The 16006-nt window shown below is 69.3% G+C and carries 15 protein-coding genes; all 15 read right to left on the bottom strand.

Features of this window, described 5'->3' with window-relative positions:
* Nucleotides 1–933: 933 nt before the first annotated feature.
* On the bottom strand, nucleotides 934–2526 hold the full coding sequence (locus ABZ321_RS57675; RefSeq protein ID WP_344515618.1) for an alpha-amylase family glycosyl hydrolase: 1593 nt from the start codon (nucleotides 2524–2526) through the stop codon (nucleotides 934–936).
* Nucleotides 2527–2607: 81 nt separating this feature from the next.
* Entirely contained in the window at nucleotides 2608–3615 is a 1008-nt protein-coding gene (locus ABZ321_RS57670; RefSeq protein WP_344515616.1) for a carbohydrate ABC transporter permease, read from the bottom strand.
* A 115-nt stretch (nucleotides 3616–3730) separates the two neighbouring features.
* Nucleotides 3731–4681 carry a sugar ABC transporter permease gene (locus ABZ321_RS57665; protein WP_344515614.1) on the bottom strand — a complete coding sequence of 317 codons (951 nt, stop codon included), beginning with the start codon at nucleotides 4679–4681 and terminating at the stop codon, nucleotides 3731–3733.
* Between the two features lie 105 nt (nucleotides 4682–4786).
* A complete protein-coding gene (locus ABZ321_RS57660) occupies nucleotides 4787–6160 on the bottom strand; it encodes an extracellular solute-binding protein (protein ID WP_344515612.1) in 1374 nt (457 codons plus the stop codon).
* Nucleotides 6161–6635: 475 nt separating this feature from the next.
* Nucleotides 6636–7676 carry a LacI family DNA-binding transcriptional regulator gene (locus ABZ321_RS57655; RefSeq protein ID WP_344515610.1) on the bottom strand — a complete coding sequence of 347 codons (1041 nt, stop codon included), beginning with the start codon at nucleotides 7674–7676 and terminating at the stop codon, nucleotides 6636–6638.
* A 125-nt stretch (nucleotides 7677–7801) separates the two neighbouring features.
* Nucleotides 7802–8284: a hypothetical protein gene (locus ABZ321_RS57650; RefSeq protein WP_344515608.1), complete on the bottom strand. Its 483-nt coding sequence runs from the start codon at nucleotides 8282–8284 to the stop codon at nucleotides 7802–7804.
* 8 nt (nucleotides 8285–8292) lie between these two features.
* Complete coding sequence (locus ABZ321_RS57645; RefSeq protein WP_344515606.1) at nucleotides 8293–8655, bottom strand: response regulator; 363 nt, start codon at nucleotides 8653–8655, stop codon at nucleotides 8293–8295.
* Nucleotides 8652–9125, bottom strand: coding sequence for a chemotaxis protein CheX (locus ABZ321_RS57640; RefSeq protein WP_344515604.1), 474 nt, complete (start codon nucleotides 9123–9125; stop codon nucleotides 8652–8654). The genes ABZ321_RS57645 and ABZ321_RS57640 overlap by 4 nt, the downstream gene beginning before the upstream one ends.
* Nucleotides 9122–9523, bottom strand: a complete 402-nt coding sequence (locus tag ABZ321_RS57635) for a response regulator (RefSeq protein ID WP_327008657.1) — start codon at nucleotides 9521–9523, stop codon at nucleotides 9122–9124. Before ABZ321_RS57635 ends, ABZ321_RS57640 begins: the two co-directional genes overlap by 4 nt.
* Nucleotides 9524–9529: 6 nt before the next feature.
* Nucleotides 9530–10387 carry a protein-glutamate O-methyltransferase CheR gene (locus ABZ321_RS57630; protein ID WP_344515600.1) on the bottom strand — a complete coding sequence of 286 codons (858 nt, stop codon included), beginning with the start codon at nucleotides 10385–10387 and terminating at the stop codon, nucleotides 9530–9532.
* A complete protein-coding gene (locus tag ABZ321_RS57625) occupies nucleotides 10384–11592 on the bottom strand; it encodes a chemotaxis response regulator protein-glutamate methylesterase (protein ID WP_354905499.1) in 1209 nt (402 codons plus the stop codon). The genes ABZ321_RS57630 and ABZ321_RS57625 overlap by 4 nt, the downstream gene beginning before the upstream one ends.
* A 243-nt stretch (nucleotides 11593–11835) precedes the next feature.
* Nucleotides 11836–12726, bottom strand: coding sequence for a hypothetical protein (locus ABZ321_RS57620; protein ID WP_354905496.1), 891 nt, complete (start codon nucleotides 12724–12726; stop codon nucleotides 11836–11838).
* 89 nt (nucleotides 12727–12815) lie between these two features.
* Nucleotides 12816–14357 (bottom strand): methyl-accepting chemotaxis protein, encoded by a 1542-nt coding sequence (locus ABZ321_RS57615; protein ID WP_354905494.1) that lies wholly within the window; start codon nucleotides 14355–14357, stop codon nucleotides 12816–12818.
* Between the two features lie 3 nt (nucleotides 14358–14360).
* Entirely contained in the window at nucleotides 14361–14816 is a 456-nt protein-coding gene (locus ABZ321_RS57610; protein ID WP_344515592.1) for a chemotaxis protein CheW, read from the bottom strand.
* A 2-nt stretch (nucleotides 14817–14818) separates the two neighbouring features.
* Nucleotides 14819–16006 (bottom strand): chemotaxis protein CheW (locus tag ABZ321_RS57605; protein WP_354905490.1); only part of this gene is annotated, 1188 nt, incomplete at its 5' end.

Genomic DNA, 16006 nt, shown 5'->3' with positions numbered 1-16006 from the left:
CACCCCGCTCCAACCCAATCGCAATCTCTTCCCGCTCCGCCAACGACAACCGTGACGCCATCAGCCGCACACACCCATCCATCGATCATGACTCGAGTGTTGCAACCACCTCTTGAACCGGCCCGGGTGGCCAGGGCTGTCCTTCGATCAAGTGCACGGAGGCCAGCGACAGCGGTGCTGCCGTGATGTGCGCCAGACCGCGTGAACCAAGGACGGATCCGGCGGCGCAGTGGCCATGACCGCACTTGATCGAGCGCCCAAGACCGACGGCGACGCTGCGATGTACGCCCGACCGCATGATCCAAGAACGGATCCGGTCGTGCGGGTGGCCAAGGTTGTCCTTCGATCAAGCGCTCGCGGGCCAGCAACGACGGTGCTGCAGTGATGTGCGCCGGACCAGTTGATCCAAGGACGGATTTGGTCGTGCGGTGGCCGCGACCGCACTTGATCGAGTGCCCGAGACCGGTGGCGGCGCTGCGATGTGCGCCCTACCGCATGATCCAAAGACGGATCTGGCGGTGTGGGTGGCCGGGGCTGTCCTTCGATCGTGTGGTGAACGGCGTCGGCTTGGGTGTGCCCGCACGCTGCGGTCCGTGGGCGGAGTGGGCGACCACCGGATGCGGCGCGGATGCGGCGCTTGGCCTGGCTCGCGTCTCGGCTCGGGCAGTGCGCCGCGGAGCGGCGCATTGGGGTGCGGATGAGAATCCCGGCCGGGACCCGCCGTGCGAGCGGTCGGGTGAGAATCCGCGCCGGGACCTGCCGCGGCAGCGGTGGGGCGGAAGCACAGCGGGGGGAATTACGGCCGGGCGGTCGCACCCGCCAACTTGTGCGACCGCCCGGGGCATGTGGGCCGTCGGGTCCGGCTGGCGCTGGGCTCGGTGGCGGCCGGGCCCAGCGCCAGGTTCCAGACGGCGTCTGCGGGTGCTGCGTGGGTCAGGACAGCCGCAGCCAGGCTGAGGCGTCCACGGGGAGTGTGCCGTCGGCGTTGAGCGGCACGCTGCTGACGAGCACCTCGCGGTGCGGCGGCAGCTGGGCCGGCGCCGTGCCGAGGTTGGTGACGTTGGCGAAGGTGTCGTCGCGGGCGAAGGCGAGGACGTCGGGCGCGGAGTCGAGCCACCGCATGGGGCCGTCGCCGAGGGAGGGCTCAGCGCGCCGGATGCGCAGGGCCTCGCGGTACAGCTCGAGGAACGACCCCTCGACGCCCTCCTGCGCGGCGACGGTCTTCGACGCCCAGGCGGCCGGCTGCGGCAGCCACGGCTGGCCGGCGGCGTCGGCGGGGCTGAAGCCGAAGGGGGCCGAGTCACCGGACCAGGGCAGCGGCACCCGGCAGCCGTCGCGGCCGGGGTTGGTGCCGCCGGAGCGGTGGTACATCGGGTCCTCGCGGAGGGCGTCGTCGAGGTCCTCGACCTCCTCCAGGCCCAGCTCCTCGCCCTGGTACAGGTAGACCGCGCCGGGCAGCGACATGATGAGCAGCGCGGCGGCGCGGGCGCGGCGGCTGCCCAGCGCGAGGTCGGAGGGCACGTTGTAGCGCTTCTCGGCGAAGGAGAAGTTGGTCGACTCGCGGCCGAAGCGCGTGACCTCGCGGGTGACGTCGTGGTTGGACAGGACCCAGGTGGCCGGGGCGGAGACCGGCGCGTGCACCTCGAGGGTCATGTCGATCTCGTAGCGGAGCTTGTCGGCCTCCCACGGCGCGTTGAGGAACGCGAAGTTGAAGGCGGTGTGCAGCTCGTTGGGGGCCAGGTAGCGGGCGAAGGCCTCGTGGTCGGGCAGCCACACCTCGCCGATGAGGGCGCGCGGCGGCGTGTAGGTGTCGGAGATGCGCCGCCACGCCTGGTAGACGTCGTGGATGCCCTCGTTGTCCTCGTACTTGTCGCTGACGAGGGGGTCCTTGATGAGGACGGCGGCGGAGTCGATGCGGATGCCGTCGATGCCCCGGTCGAGCCAGAAGCGGACGATGTCCTCGAACTCGTCCCGGACCGCCGGGTGGTCCCAGTTGAAGTCGGGCTGCTCGGAGGCGAAGAGGTGCAGGTACCACTCGCCGTCGGGGACGCGGGTCCAGGCGGGGCCGCCGAAGATGGACTGCAGGTCGGTCGGCGGCTGCTCGCCTTCCGGGCCGCGCCCCTTGCGGAACCAGAAGAGGTCACGCTCGGGCGAGCCGGGCGAGGACGCGAGGGCCTTCTGGAACCAGGCGTGAGCGTCGGAGCAGTGGTTGGGCACGATGTCGCAGATGACCCGGATGCCCGCGGCGTGCGCCTCCTCGATCAGCTTCTCGGCCTCCGCGAGGGTGCCGAAGATCGGGTCGATGGCGCGGAAGTCGGCGACGTCATAGCCGCCGTCGGCGAGCGGGGACGGGTACCACGGCACGATCCAGATCGCGTCGACCCCGAGGCCCGCCAGGTACGGCAGTCTGGATCGCAGGCCCGCCAGGTCGCCGACGCCGTCGCCGTTGCCGTCGGCGAAACTACGCAAGTAGACCTGGTAGATAGCGGCGCTGCGCCACCAAGCCTGGTGGTGTTGGTCGGCCACGTGGAACCTGCTTTCTCACACTCGGTGTTGCCTATGCCCGAAGGTGTTGCCTGTACACGACAAGGTGGATCTGACGAAGGGCTAGCCCTTCACGGCCCCTCCCAGTCCGGCGCCCGAGAGGAACAGTCGCTGGAAGGCGATGAAGAACACGACCGGGATGAGCGTCGAGATCGCGAGCGCCGCGAGGAACACGCCGAGGTCGGTCTGCGACGCGATGGCGGGCAGGCGCACCGACAGCGGCTGCTTGGACGGGTCCTTGAGCACGAGCATCGGCCAGAGGAAATCCTTCCAGCTGGCGATCGTCGCGAACACCGACACCACGCCGAGGATGGGCTTGGACATCGGCAGGACGACCGACCAGAACAGCCGGAACGAGCTGGCGCCGTCGACCCTGGCGGCCTCGAACACCTCGCGGGGCAGGCCGTCGAAGAACCGGGTCATGAGCACGACGTTGAAGGCGCTCGCGCCGGACGGCAACCACACGGCGAGGAAGTTGTTGATGAGCGAGGTGCCGACCACGGGCGGGTTGAGGATCGTGAGGTACAGCGGCACGAGGAGCACGACGCTCGGCACGAACAGTGTGGCGATCACCAGGCCGTTGACGATCTTGCCCCAGGCGGGCCGCAGGACGGACAGCACGTAGCCGCCGGTGGTCGCGACGAGCATCTGGACGAACCACGAGCCGGCCGCGAGCCAGATCGTGTTGAGGAAGTAGTGGCTGATCTGGACGTCGTTCCACGCCTCGGAGATGTTCTCCAGCCGGACGCCGTTCGGGAAAATGGCCAGCGGCGTGCGGATGATGTCCTGCGTGGGTGTGATGGCGAACTTCGCCAGCAGCAGCATCGGCCCGACGCCGACCAGGAGGAGCAGGGCCATCAGGAGCCCGTGCAGGAGCGTCATGGTGCCGCGGATGCGCGGGTTCTGCCAGTCCTTCGCCGAGACGTAGCCGCGGGTGCCTTCCGGCTGCGTCTTCTTGGGCTTGCGCGCCGGCCGCCCGCCGAGGACGGCACCGCCCGGCCCCGCGGCGACGGGCGTCTGGATCGACCCGCCTGCGTCCGCCCGGTGCCTGGAGGGATCGGTGACGGTCATGGTGGTCCTCTTCCCCTCGGAGCTGTGCTGACCGGTCATGCGTCCTCACTTCGTTCCGGGCGCATGACCAAACACTGCGCCACCGATGACCGGCCCGAGCCGCTTCGCTGGCCGGTCATGACTTGCTCCAGCCGGACGTGAGCTTGAAGTACACCAGCGACAGGATCGCCAGGAACGTGGCGAGCAGGACGGACAGTGCGGTCGCGGCGCCGTAGTTTCCACCCAGGGACCGGCCGAACGCGTAGTCGTAGATCATGAGCAGGATCGTGATGGTGGCGTTGGCCGGGCCACCGCCGGTGAACAGGTAGGGCTCCAGGAACACCTGAACCGTACCGATGATCTGCAGGATGAACGTGATGAGCAGGACGCCGCGCAGCTGCGGCATGCTCACGTGCCACACCTTGCGCCAGATGCCGGCCCCGTCGACCTCGGCGGCGTCGTACAGCTCGTCCGGGACGCTCAGCAGCGCGGCCAGGTAGATGATCACGGTCCCGCCGGCGGCGGCCCAGGTCGCTTCGAGCACGAGCGAGGGCATGACGAGCGTCGTGTCGGACAGCCAGGAGTACGGGCCGAGCCCGACGTACCCGAGGATCGTGTTGAACACACCGTCCTGGGAGCCGTCGTAGAAGAACTTCCACAGCAGCACCGCGACGACCGGCGGCACCACGACGGGAAGGTAGGCGAGCACCGAGAACACGCCCTTGCGCTTGCGGACCGAGCTCATCAGCACCGCGGCCACGAGCGGGATCGGGTAGCCGAAGATCAGGGCGAGAAGCGCGAAGTACAGCGTGTTGAGAATCGCCGTGGGCAGGTCCGGATCGGTGAGCACGAACTCGAAGTTCTTCCAGCCGACCCACGTCGGGTCGCCGACGAGGTTCGTCTTCTGGAAGCTCATGACGATCGACCGGAGGATCGGCCACCACGAGAAGATGCCGAAGACGATCAGCAGCGGCAGCGCGAACAGGACCGAGCTCAGCCCACCCCGCTGGACCCAGGTGACCGGGCTGCGCCGGCGGACCTGCCGGGTCACCTCACCGGTCTGCCGCAGAGCGCCGGGTGCACTCACGACCACATCACTCCTCGTCCTGGTTTCGGGGGCAGAGCCCCCGGTGTGGGCCGCGGTGTTCCCACGGCCCACACCTTGCGGGTTTGTCTGTCAGTGGAGCGAGGATCAGCCGGCGGCGTCGATGGCGCGCTGCGCCTTCGTGTTGGCGTCGGTGAGGAGCTGGTCGATGTTGGCGTCCTTGTTGGTGAGGACGGCCTGGACGACCGAGTCGAGCGCCTTGTAGACGTCCTGCGTGGCGATGGCCGGCTCGTTGACGAGCTTGGCGTCGAAGACCTTGGTGGTGAAGCCGGTCATCTGGTCCAGCGGCACGTTGACGTACGACTTGATCCAGTCCTGGTAGGTCTGGTACTGCTGCTGCGAGAAGATGGGCAGCTCAGGGGTACCGACCGGCTGCTTGCTCGCAACCTGGATCTCGGCGTTCTTCTTCGCGGCGTCCTGGTTGGTGTACTTGCGCAGGTAGTGGTAGTCGATCCACTTGACCGCCGCGGCCTTCTCGTTGGCGGTGGCCTTGTTGGACACGGCCGCCATGGTGCCGCCGCCGAGCACGCCCGCGTCGCCGCCGGTGAGCGGGATCATCGTGAGGCCGTACTGCTTCGGGTTGATGTTGTTCGTCTGGACCAGGCTCGTGTAGACGTCCTGACCCGAGGTGTACATGCCGACCTTGCCGGCGGCGAACGCCTGGTTGATGCCGGTCCAGTCGTAGTCGAAGTTGGCGCCCATGGCGTTGTCGGTCCAGCGCAGGTCCTTCAGGAACTGCAGCGAGGCCTTGGTGGCGTCGTTGGTGAGCGTGGCCTTCTTGCCGTCCTCGAGGCGACCGCCGCGGGCGTACGTGTCGACCGTCAGCTGCCAGCCACCGGTCGCGTCCTTCGCCATCTGGGCGAAGCCGGCCACGCCGGGGTTCTTGGTCGCGATCGCCTTGGCGGCGGTGCGGACCTCGTCCCAGGTCGTCGGCGGCTTGTTGGGGTCGAGACCGGCGGAGGTGAACAGGTCACGGTTGTAGTGCAGGCCGACCGCGTAGACGCTCTTCGCCGGGATGGCGTAGGTGTGGCCGTCCGGGCCCTGGCCGTACTGCAGCAGGTTCTTGTTGAAGTTCGCGGCGTAGGAGAGGCTGCTGAGCGACGACTGCATGTCGGCGATCTGGCCGTTGGCGATCAGCGTCTTCGCGTCGGTGAAGGGGATCTCGAACACCGTCGGCAGCGTGCCACCCGCGAGGTCGGCCGCGAACGTGGTGGCCTTCCACTCGTAGTCCTTGGTCTTGACCGTGATGTTCGGGTTTTCCTTCTGGAAGTCCGCCACCTCGGCCGCGAGCGCCTGCTGCGCCTCGGGCTTCGCGCCGGGGAGCAGACCCACGACGTTGAGCGTGACGGCGGCGTTGGTGTCGGCGCTTTCCTTCTTGTCGTCGCCGCACGCGGTAAGCGTGCTGGTGAGCGCCAGCGCACCCGCGACGGCCAGCGCCATCGTGGTACGTGAGTACTTCATCGTCGCTCCTTGTTTGGGGTGTGGAGAAGTTCCGGCCCTGCACTGACTGGGCCGATCGTTCGGGGCTGTGCGGGGCGGGGCCGGGGCGTCCTACCTGGACCGCTCCGCACGGATGCGCAGCATGGGGTCGGCTGCCGGTATGCACTCGTTCGTCAGGTGCGTTGCTGTTCGGTTTCCGTCTCATCGCGCCGGCGTTTCCGCCTGGCGTAGGCAAGAGATTAGGCTCACTCGCCACAAGAAGTCCATGGGCCGTTGCAAAATTTTAATGATCCATTGGCAGTCGCTTGCATGGACCCGCTCCCACGGTCCGGGGACTTGCACGAAAGCGGCCGAAAGCGCGCAGCGAGGGCCAGAGGTCGTTGACCGCACGCGGTCGCAGGATCGCGGTGCGCAGCGGACACCTTCTTGCGGACACAACGAAAGAGCGCCACGACTCCGTGCAGGAGTCGTGGCGCTGCGCTGAAACCGGGAGGAACTACGCGGCCGAGACCGCCTTCGTCGCCTTGGGCGCGGGCACCTTGAGCGCGCCGGTGGAGCCCCGCACGACCAGCTCCGGCTCGAAGAGCATCTCCTCGGTCGGCACCAGCGTGCCGGCCACCTGGCTCACCAGGAGGGTGACGGCGGCCTGCCCCATCGCCTGGATGGGCTGACGGACGGTGGTCAGCGGCGGGTCGGTGCAGTTCATGAACAGGGAGTCGTCGAAGCCGACCACGGAGATGTCGTCGGGGACCTCACGGCCCAGCCGGCGGGCCGCCCGGATCGCGCCCAGCGCCTGCACGTCGCTGGCGCAGATGATGCCGGTGACGCCGTGCTTGATGAGCCGCGTGGCGCCGGCCCGGCCACCCTCCATGGAGAAGATGACCCGCTCGACGTCCTCGGCGTTGACCGTGTCGCTGTACTGCGCGGCCGCCTCGAAGGCGGTCAGCTTGCGGTTGGACGGGGCGTGGTCGGCGGGGCCGAGGATCAGCCCGATCCGCTTGTGCCCGAGCGACACCAGGTGGTTGAACGCCTGGTCCACGGCGTGCCCGTCGTCGACCGACACGCGTGGGAAGCCCAGGTCGTCGATCGCGGCATTGACCAGCACGGCGGGCAGGCCGCGCTCGTGCAGCCGGTGATAGTGCTCGTGCTCCGCGGCGGCCTGATGGTAGAGCCCGCCGCAGAAGATGATGCCGGACACGTGCTGGTCCAGCAGCATCTCGACGTAGTCGGCCTCCGAGACGCCGTCCGCGGTCCGGGTGCACAGCACCGGCGTGAAGCCGCGCTTGGACAGCGCGCCGGCGACCACCTCGGCGAACGCCGGGAAGATCGGGTTCTGCAGTTCGGGCAGCACCAGCCCAACGAGGCGGGCGCGCTCGCCGCGCAGTTTCGTCGGGCGTTCGTAGCCCAGGACGTCGAGCGCGGTGAGCACAGCGGTGCGGGTAGCGTCGGAGATGCCGGGCTTGCCGTTGAGCACCCGACTCACGGTCGCCTCGCTCACGCCGGCGTACTTCGCCACCTCAGCGAGTCGTCGAGTCATGCCCGCAAGCGTAGTGCATGACTACGCAATTTTTTGCACGATGTCGCCCACCCAACCTCGGGAACACCGATCATGCGGCTGCGGCCACCGGAAAACCGGTACAAAGGCCGCAGCCGCGGCAGCGATCAGCCGGCGAGCGCGATGGAGATCTTCCCGGCGCCGTATCCGGAGACGTCGACGATCAGATCGAGCCGCCGCCCCAGCGCCAGCAGCCAGTTCACCGCGTCGGTCGGCGCCTTCTCGCCCGGCAGGAACGTCTGGTACAGCTTCAGGCGCGGCACACCCTCGCGGTTGAGCAGACCGGCGAGGATGTTGCACACCTCGATGGCGTTCTCGCCGATCATCTTGGAGATCTCGTTGTCCTCGATGCAGGCCTCGGCCCCACCAGGGGGGATCAGGCCGATCGCGGCGCCCGTGTAGGCGGTGAGCCCGAAGTCCATCCCGATCACGGCGAGCAGCTGCGAGCGTTCGTCGGTGTACAGGGCGACCAGGGTCTTGGGAACGTCGGCGGCTCGGAGGGGCTCGGCCGGGTTGACCTGGACCGGCCGGCCGAGAAGATCGTCAAAGAGATCCTTGACGGCCTTGGGAACGGGCAGAACATGCGACATAGCTCAAATCATCCCAAAATTGGGTCGAGTGCGTCCTTGAATGTGTCCGCTGTGAACGGCTTGGTGACCAGAAACAGTGCCCCCGCGTCCTCGGCGGCCTGTCGCATCTCGGGCGTGCCCTCCGAGGTGACGAAGCCGAACGGCACCTGGTCGCCGTTGGCCCGCAGCATCCGCAGCACCTCGACACCGGTCAGGTGCGGCATGTTCCAGTCCGACAGCACCAGGTCCGGTTTCTCCGACACGGCCTTGTCGAAGGCCTCCTGCCCGTCGCACGCCTCGACCAGGTCGTGGCCCTCATAGCCGGCCTGCCGGAGGGTCCGCGTCACGATCTGCCGCATGACCCGGCTGTCGTCGGCGATCAGAATCTTCATGCCATTGCTCCAGCGAGATCGGTGGTGCTTTCCAGAACGGTCACGGTGACCGACTCGTCCATCCAGGTACCTTCGAGGTGACACACCTCGGTCACGTGCGGGTAGCGGCCCTGCGTCCCCTCGACGTGCACGTGCGGCAGCGACAGCGCGCTGGGCTCCGGCAGGAGGCTCTTCACGTTGCCGCCGATGATGTTCGCCAGCTCGCCGAGGGCGTCCGCGACGTCCTCCTCCGCCACGTCGTCGAAGTCGATGCCCAGCAGCGCCGCCGCGACGTTCCTGGACGCCGCGTCGGAGCAGCTGACCAGGACGTGGCCCCGCCAGGCGCCCGTGACGGACACCGAGGCCGTGACGTCGGCCTGATGCTTGTCGGCGGGGAGCGGCACGAGCGGGCTGGCGCCGTCCAGGTCGAGATAGGAGGACCAGACCTGTTCGGCGATGACCTTCAGGTCATCCTCGGTTGGGTTCGTCATGCTGCGACTCCGTTCGGGACGAGGCCGAGCAGCGCCAGCTTGTCGATGATCGCGTCCGGTGTGAACGGCTTGATCACGTACTCGTGCGCGCCCGATGCGAGGGCCCGCACGATCTGGCTCTGTTCGCTCTCCGTCGTGACCATCATCAACGTCATCCCGCGCAGGCGGGGTTCGGCGCGAACCGCGGTCACGAACTCCAGCCCGTTCATCTCGGGCATGTTCCAGTCGACCAGCGCCAAGCCGGGGATCTCGCCGTCACCGTCGAGAACGTTGGCCGTGAGGTAGTCCATCGCCTCTTGGCCGTTGCCCGCCTCGACCACATCGAAGCCGAGCTGTGCCACGATCCGCTTCAAGATGAGGCGCATCGCACGCGAATCGTCGATCACCATGGTGAGCATCTGGCGTCACCCCTTTCCTACTGCGCTCACGGAAGCGGCGGTCTTCGGTGCGGTCCGCAGCTTGTAGGCGGACGTCCGGCCGGCGACCACCCGTTCGAATCTGTCGTCGATGCCGATCGTGGTCTCGGCCGAGCCGAGAAAGAGCCAGCCGTCGGGTCGCAGCGTGCCCGCGACCCGCTGCAGGACGGTCCGCTTCGTCTGGACATCGAAATAGATCAGCACGTTGCGGATGAACACGATGTCGAACGGGCCCATGGAGGGAAACGGCGCGGCCAGGTTGAGCCGGCGGAACGACACGTTCTTGCGCAACGACTGCGCGACCTGCCAGTGCGCGCCGTTGCGCTCGAAGTGCTTCACCAGCAGCGGCGCCGGCAGTCCCCGGTTGACCTCCAGCTGGGAGTACTGGCCGGCCTCGGCGCGGGTCAGCATCTCGGTGGAGATGTCGGTGCCGATGATGTCGAAGGACCAGCCGGGCGGCAGGTTGTCCTGGAGCACCATCGCGATCGTGTACGGCTCCTGGCCGCTGGAGCTCGCCGCCGACCAGACCTTGATCGAGCGGGTGGAGGCCCGGCGTACCAGCAGATCCGGCAGCACGGTGTCGACGAGCTGCTTGAAGGGCTCGCCGTCGCGGAAGAACGACGTCTCGTTGGTGGTGAGCGCATCGACGATCTTGCGGTGAACCTCGGGCTCGGGCCGCTGCTGGGCGCGGGCGACGAACTCCGACACGCTCGGCAGGCCGGACTGCCTGGCCAGCGGCAGCAGGCGGGCCTCCACCAGGTACTCCTTGCCCGCCTCGAGCACGATTGCCGCGTCGCGCCGAACGAGGCCGCTGATGAAGGCGAACTCCTGGGCAGTCAATGTCATCGGGTCACCTCCATGGATTTCGCACCCCGGCCTCCGGCCGTACGGCTGATGAGATGGTGGGCGATCTCGCCCAGCGGCAGGACGGTGTGCGCGAGCCCCGCCGTCGCCACCGCGCCGGGCATGCCCCAGACGACCGAGGTCGCCTCGTCCTGCACGACGATCTCCGCGCCGGCCGTCCGTAGCTGCTCGGCGCCCCGCTTCCCGTCCTGTCCCATCCCGGTGAGGATGATCGCGAGGGTCGCGCCGCCGTACGTCTTCGCCACCGAGCGGAACAGCACGTCCACGGCCGGCCTGCAGAAATTCTCCGGCGGGCCGGTGTTGAGCTTGGTGATCACCTCGGTGCCGCGGCGGTGCACCTCCAGGTGGAAGTCGCCCGGAGCGATGTAGACCGTGCCGGGCCGCACGGCCATGTCGCCGGTCGCCTCCACGACCGTCAGCGCGGCGGTGCGGTCGAGCCGGTCGGCGAACATCTTGGTGAACACCGGCGGCATGTGCTGCACCACGACCACCGGCACCGGCAGGTTCGCCGGCAGCGCCCGCACGACGGTCGTCAGCGCGTCGGGCCCGCCGGTGGAGCAGCCGATCGTGACGACCTCGACCCGGTCCGACCGCGGCGCGGTGCGCACCGGCAGCGAGGTGGGCGGCGCGGTCGCCGGCGGGCGGGTCGCGGTGGGCAGGGCGTTGCCGCCGGGGCGGGCGAGCGGCGGCGCGACCGCGGTGCCGGCGCCGAAGACGCGCGTTTTTGGCCCGATGTTGGGTCCGGTGCCGATCGGTGGCCGCGCCGGGGCGAGCGCGGTGCGCCGGCCGCCGCACAGGGCGTGGATCCGCGGGATGATCTGCTCACGGACCGACCGGATGCTCTCCGCGACGCTGCCGACGTTGGCCGGCTTTGTCACGTAGTCGCTGGCGCCCGCGGACAGCGCGTCCAGGGTCGCCGTCGCGCCCGCCGCCGTCAGCGTGCTGAACATGATGACCGGGAGCCGGGCGTACAGGGCGCGGATCGCGCGCAGCGTCTCGAGACCGTCCATGATCGGCATCTCGATGTCCAGCGTCACCAGGTCGGGGCGGAGCTGCTCGATCTTGGTCAGCGCCACCTTGCCGTTGGGGGCGGTGCCGACCACGCGGATCTCCGGGTCGTCGCTGAGCGCGTCGGTGATCAGACGCCGGACGACGACCGAGTCGTCCACCACCAGAACCGAGATCACGCGCCCCTGCCTCCAGCACCGGGGGCCTCATGAAATGCGAGGCCCGTCACGTTCCAGCGGGCTAATCGGCGGTGCTCTGGGGACGATGAGGGAAATTCCAAAAGAACCGCCCCTGCCCGGAGCAAACCGGACAGGGGCGATGTTTGAGCCGGAGAAGCCCGGTCAACAGGAACCGCGCCGTCGAGACCCCGGAGCAAACCGGGCAGAGGGCGTCAGCGACCGCGCCGTCGCGGCCCGCGCGTTTCAGACGGACAGCGGGCCCATCGCGGTGAAGTACGGGTCGAGCAGGCGGCGCGCCGTGGTGGAGTCCAGCAGGTCGCGGACCATGAGCGCCTGGACGGCGCCGCTGAGCAGGTTCCACACCCCGCCGGCCCGGTCGCTGACCGGCACGCCGGAGCGGTCCAGGGCCTGCACGAGCAGCAGCTGCGCGGCCGCGCCGGCGCGGACCCGGCCGGAGAGGAAGACGGCCCACGACGCGGAGTGCACGGCCGGCGCCCAGTCGGTCAGGCCGGGGCGCGAGGTGTCGGTGACCTTGTTGAGCTGACGGATCTCCGTGGCCGACAGCGAGCCGACGCGGGTCAGCAGCTGGCGCAGCTCGTCGCTCTGCGGGCCGAGGTCGTGCTCCGGCTCGGGCAGCGCGCGCAGCGCGGCGGCGTACGGGGCGCTCAGCCGGCGCCGCGACTCGTCGGTCAGCAGCTCCCGCAGGTAGGCGGCCGCGGCGGCGTCGGACAGCACGCCGGTGGCCTTGCTCGCGACCTCGCTCTGCCGCTGCCGCGGGGCGCGCACCTGCGGGGTCGGCATCGTCGCCTGCGGGGGACGGTTGCCCCAGGTCCAGTCGAGGATGTCGTACCGCAGGCAGTGCAGCAGCCCGTCGAGGGTGCCGAGCGGCGCGCGCTCGACGACGGTGAGCGCACCGGCGTCGGCGTTCACCGCGCGGCGCTCCTGAGCGGCGGCGTCGACGTCACGCCACAGGTCGACACGGTCCCAGTCGTCGTCGGCACGCGCCGACGCGACCGCGTCAAGGTCACTCTGAGTGAGCGAGAGTCCGCGAAGCAGCACATCGGCCGCGGCCGATCCGCCCTGCAGACGGGAGAGGTCGAAGCCGAGAACGGGGGCGCTAACCAGGCTGTACATGGCAACTAGTCTGCAACGCACCTGCACCCCGGTCTGTCAGCCAAAAGGGTCGCGGGCGGGGTCCTGCGAGCGTACCCCGCCCGGCCCGGTCAGATCTTGAACCGTGCGACGAGCGCGCGCATCTCACTCGACATGCGGGACAGATCAGAAGCCGCCCGTTGCGCCTCCGCTACGTTGAGTGACGTGTTCTGCGTCGCGGCGGCGACCGTGGAGACGTTCGTGGCGATCTCGACGGAGCCGGTGGCGGCCTCGCTGACGCTGCGGTTCATCTCGTTGGTCGTGGCTGTCTGCTCCTCGACCGCCGAGGCGATCGTGAGCTGGTAGTCGTTGATCCGCGAGATGATCTGGCTGATCTCGCCGATCGCGGCGACCGCGCCGGTGGTGTCGGCCTGGATCGCCTCGACCCGCCGGGAGATGTCCTCGGTCGCCCGGGCCGTCTCCTGCGCCAGGTCCTTGACCTCGTTGGCGACGACGGCGAAGCCCTTGCCGGCCTCCCCCGCCCGGGCCGCCTCGATGGTCGCGTTGAGCGCGAGCAGGTTCGTCTGCTCGGCGATCGAGGTGATGACCTTGACGACGTTGCCGATCTCCGTGGAGGACTCGCCGAGCCGGGCGACCGCCTGGTTCGTCGACTCGGCCGCCATCACGGCCTGCGAGGCGACCTTCGCCGCCTCGCTGGCGTTCTGCGCGATCTCGCGGATCGACAGCCCCATCTCGTCGGCGCCGGCGGCGACGGTCTGCACGTTGCGCGACACCTGCTCGGCCGCGGCGGCGACGAGGTTCGCCTGGTCGCTGGCCTCGCCGGTGCCGCTGGCGATCTGCGCGCTGACCCCGGTGAGCTCGCCGGCGGACGACGCGAGCGACGAGGCGGTGTGGTCCATCGTCTGCACGGTCATGCGCATGCTCTCGGTGGCCTTGTTGAGCGCCTCGGCCATGACGCCGACCTCGTCGGTGGAGGTGACCTCGACCCGGTTGCTCAGGTCGCCGGCGGCGACGGCGCCGAGCACGTCGGCGACCCGCCGCAGCGGCCGCACGACCAGCGAGGTCACCCACAGGCCGACGCCGAACGCCGCGATCAGCCCGAGCACGGCCGCGGCGATCATCATCATCCGGCTGGCCTCGTAGTTGTCCTGCGCGGCCGCCCGCCACTGGTCGGCCTCGGCGATCTCGGTCGCCTGCAGCTTGTCGATCAGCTGCTGGGCCTTGACGATCTGCGGGGTGGCCTTGGCCGCGGCGATCTGCACGTAGAGGTCCAGCCGGCCGGCGTTGGCGGCGGGCACCATCTCGGTGTCGCGCACCGTCGCGTAGATCTTCATCGCCTCGGCGACCGCGTTGGCGTCGGCGGCCCGGTCGGCCGCGGCGCCCACGTTGTACCGGCCGATCGCCGCCGTGACGCTCGCCGCGGCGGCCTTCTGCTGGTCGGGTGACAGCGCCGCGAGGGTGTCGGTGATGCCGTCGCGGATGTCGGACAGGGCGGCGAACTGCGCGCTCTTGGCGGTGACCTTGCGGGTGGTCGCGTTGGCGTCGCTGAGCCCCTGGAGCCCGCCGACGGTCATCGCGATCATCGCGAGGCCGGCCAGGACGATGGCGCTGAGCACCTTCGTCCGCACCCCGCGGTTGGTGAACCAGCTCATGGACTATTCCTCGCGGTTGCCGGAGCCGGGCTGGCTGGTGTTGACGGCCTTCGTGGTGTCCAGCGCGAGCAGCAGCCGGCCGTCGAGCTTGAACGCGCCGGTGATGAGGTGCCGGCTCGGGCCGTGCAGCGTGTCCGGCGGCGGCTCGAACGTGTCGTCCTGCAGCGTGACGACCTCGCCGATCCGGTCGACCAGGAGCGAGACGGACTCCTCCTCGGTCTTCACGATCACGTTCATCGCCGGCTCGGCGCTCTTCGTGCGGGGTGGCAGCCCGAGCTGCACCCGCAGGTCGACCGCGGCGATCACCTGACCGCGGAGGTTGAACAGCCCGCCGACCGACTCCGGGGCGAGCGGCACGGGGGTGTACTGGTCGAAGGAGAGGACCTCCTGCACCTTGGCGACGTCGAGCCCGAAGAGCTGGTCGGCGACCTCGAAGGTGGCGTACTGGCGGCTGGCCATGGTCAGGCTCCGGCGTGCTGGTAGGTGTAGTCGGCACTGGCGTCCGACTGGTACGGGTCGTAGGGGTCGGTCGAGGTGTCGATCTTCGTGTGGAAGAGCGGGTCGGCGGCGAGGATGGCGCGGCGGACGTCGAGGAGCTCGGTGACGCGTTGCTGGATGACGGCGGAGCCGAGCAGGCCGTCGTCGCCGAAGTCGCGGCGGGAGTCGTCGAGGCCTTCCTCGACGATGTCGAGGATCTTCTCCACGGCCAGGGCGACGGACCGGCCGTTCTCGGTGTAGACGACGACCGGTACGGTCGGCCCGGACTCCGTCTCGTACGCGCCGAGCATGTGCGACAGCCGCAGCACCGGAAGGATCTGGTCGCGGTACTGCACGACCTCCCGGCTCCCGGTCCGCTCGATCCGCTCCACCGGGAACTCCTCCAGGCGCGTGACCATGTCGAGGGGGATCGCGACCCGCCGGTCACCGACACCGGCGATGAGGAGCCGGTCGCCGTTGCCGCTGCCGCGGCGCACGGTGGTGTCGCTGTCGGTCCGTTCCGCGCCGGCGGCGAGGTGCGCCCGCCGGGCGAGGGAAGCCACGTCGAGGATGAGCGCGACGCGGCCGTCGCCGAGCAGGGTGGCACCCGCGTACGTGCCGATGTCCTTGAACCGGGATGTGAGCGGCTTGACCACGACCTCCTCGGTGTTGAGCACCCGGTCCACCACCAGCCCGAACCGCTTGCCCTCCGCCTGCAGCACCGCGACGTAGACGTCCTTGTTGTGGTCGCCGTCCCGGCGCAGCCCGAGGGTGTCGTCGAGGTAGACGAGCGGCAGGAGCTTGCCGCGCAACCGGTAGACGGGGGCGTCCATCGCGTGCTCGACGACGCGGCCGGACTGGCCGTCGAGGTACACCAGCTCGTGCACCGCCACCTGCGGGATGACGTACCGTTCCTCGCCGCACTCGATCGTGAGCGCCTGAATGATGGCGAGGGTCAGCGGGATCGTCAGACGCCAGGTGGTGCCCTTACCGACCACGGAGTCGACGTCGACCGCACCACCGATACGTTCGATGTTGGTCTTCACCACGTCCATACCCACACCACGACCGGACACGTTCGTGACCGCCTTCGCCGTGGAGAACCCCGGCCGGAACACCAACGCCAGAATCTCCCGACGATCCATCGCCGCCAACTGATCCCGCGACACCAG

It is taken from the genome of Dactylosporangium sp. NPDC006015, from assembly GCF_040614215.1.
In the GTDB taxonomy this organism is placed as follows: domain Bacteria; phylum Actinomycetota; class Actinomycetes; order Mycobacteriales; family Micromonosporaceae; genus Dactylosporangium; species Dactylosporangium maewongense.
Note: the sequence above shows the minus strand (reverse complement) of the source record. Positions and strands in the feature narration are given on the sequence as shown.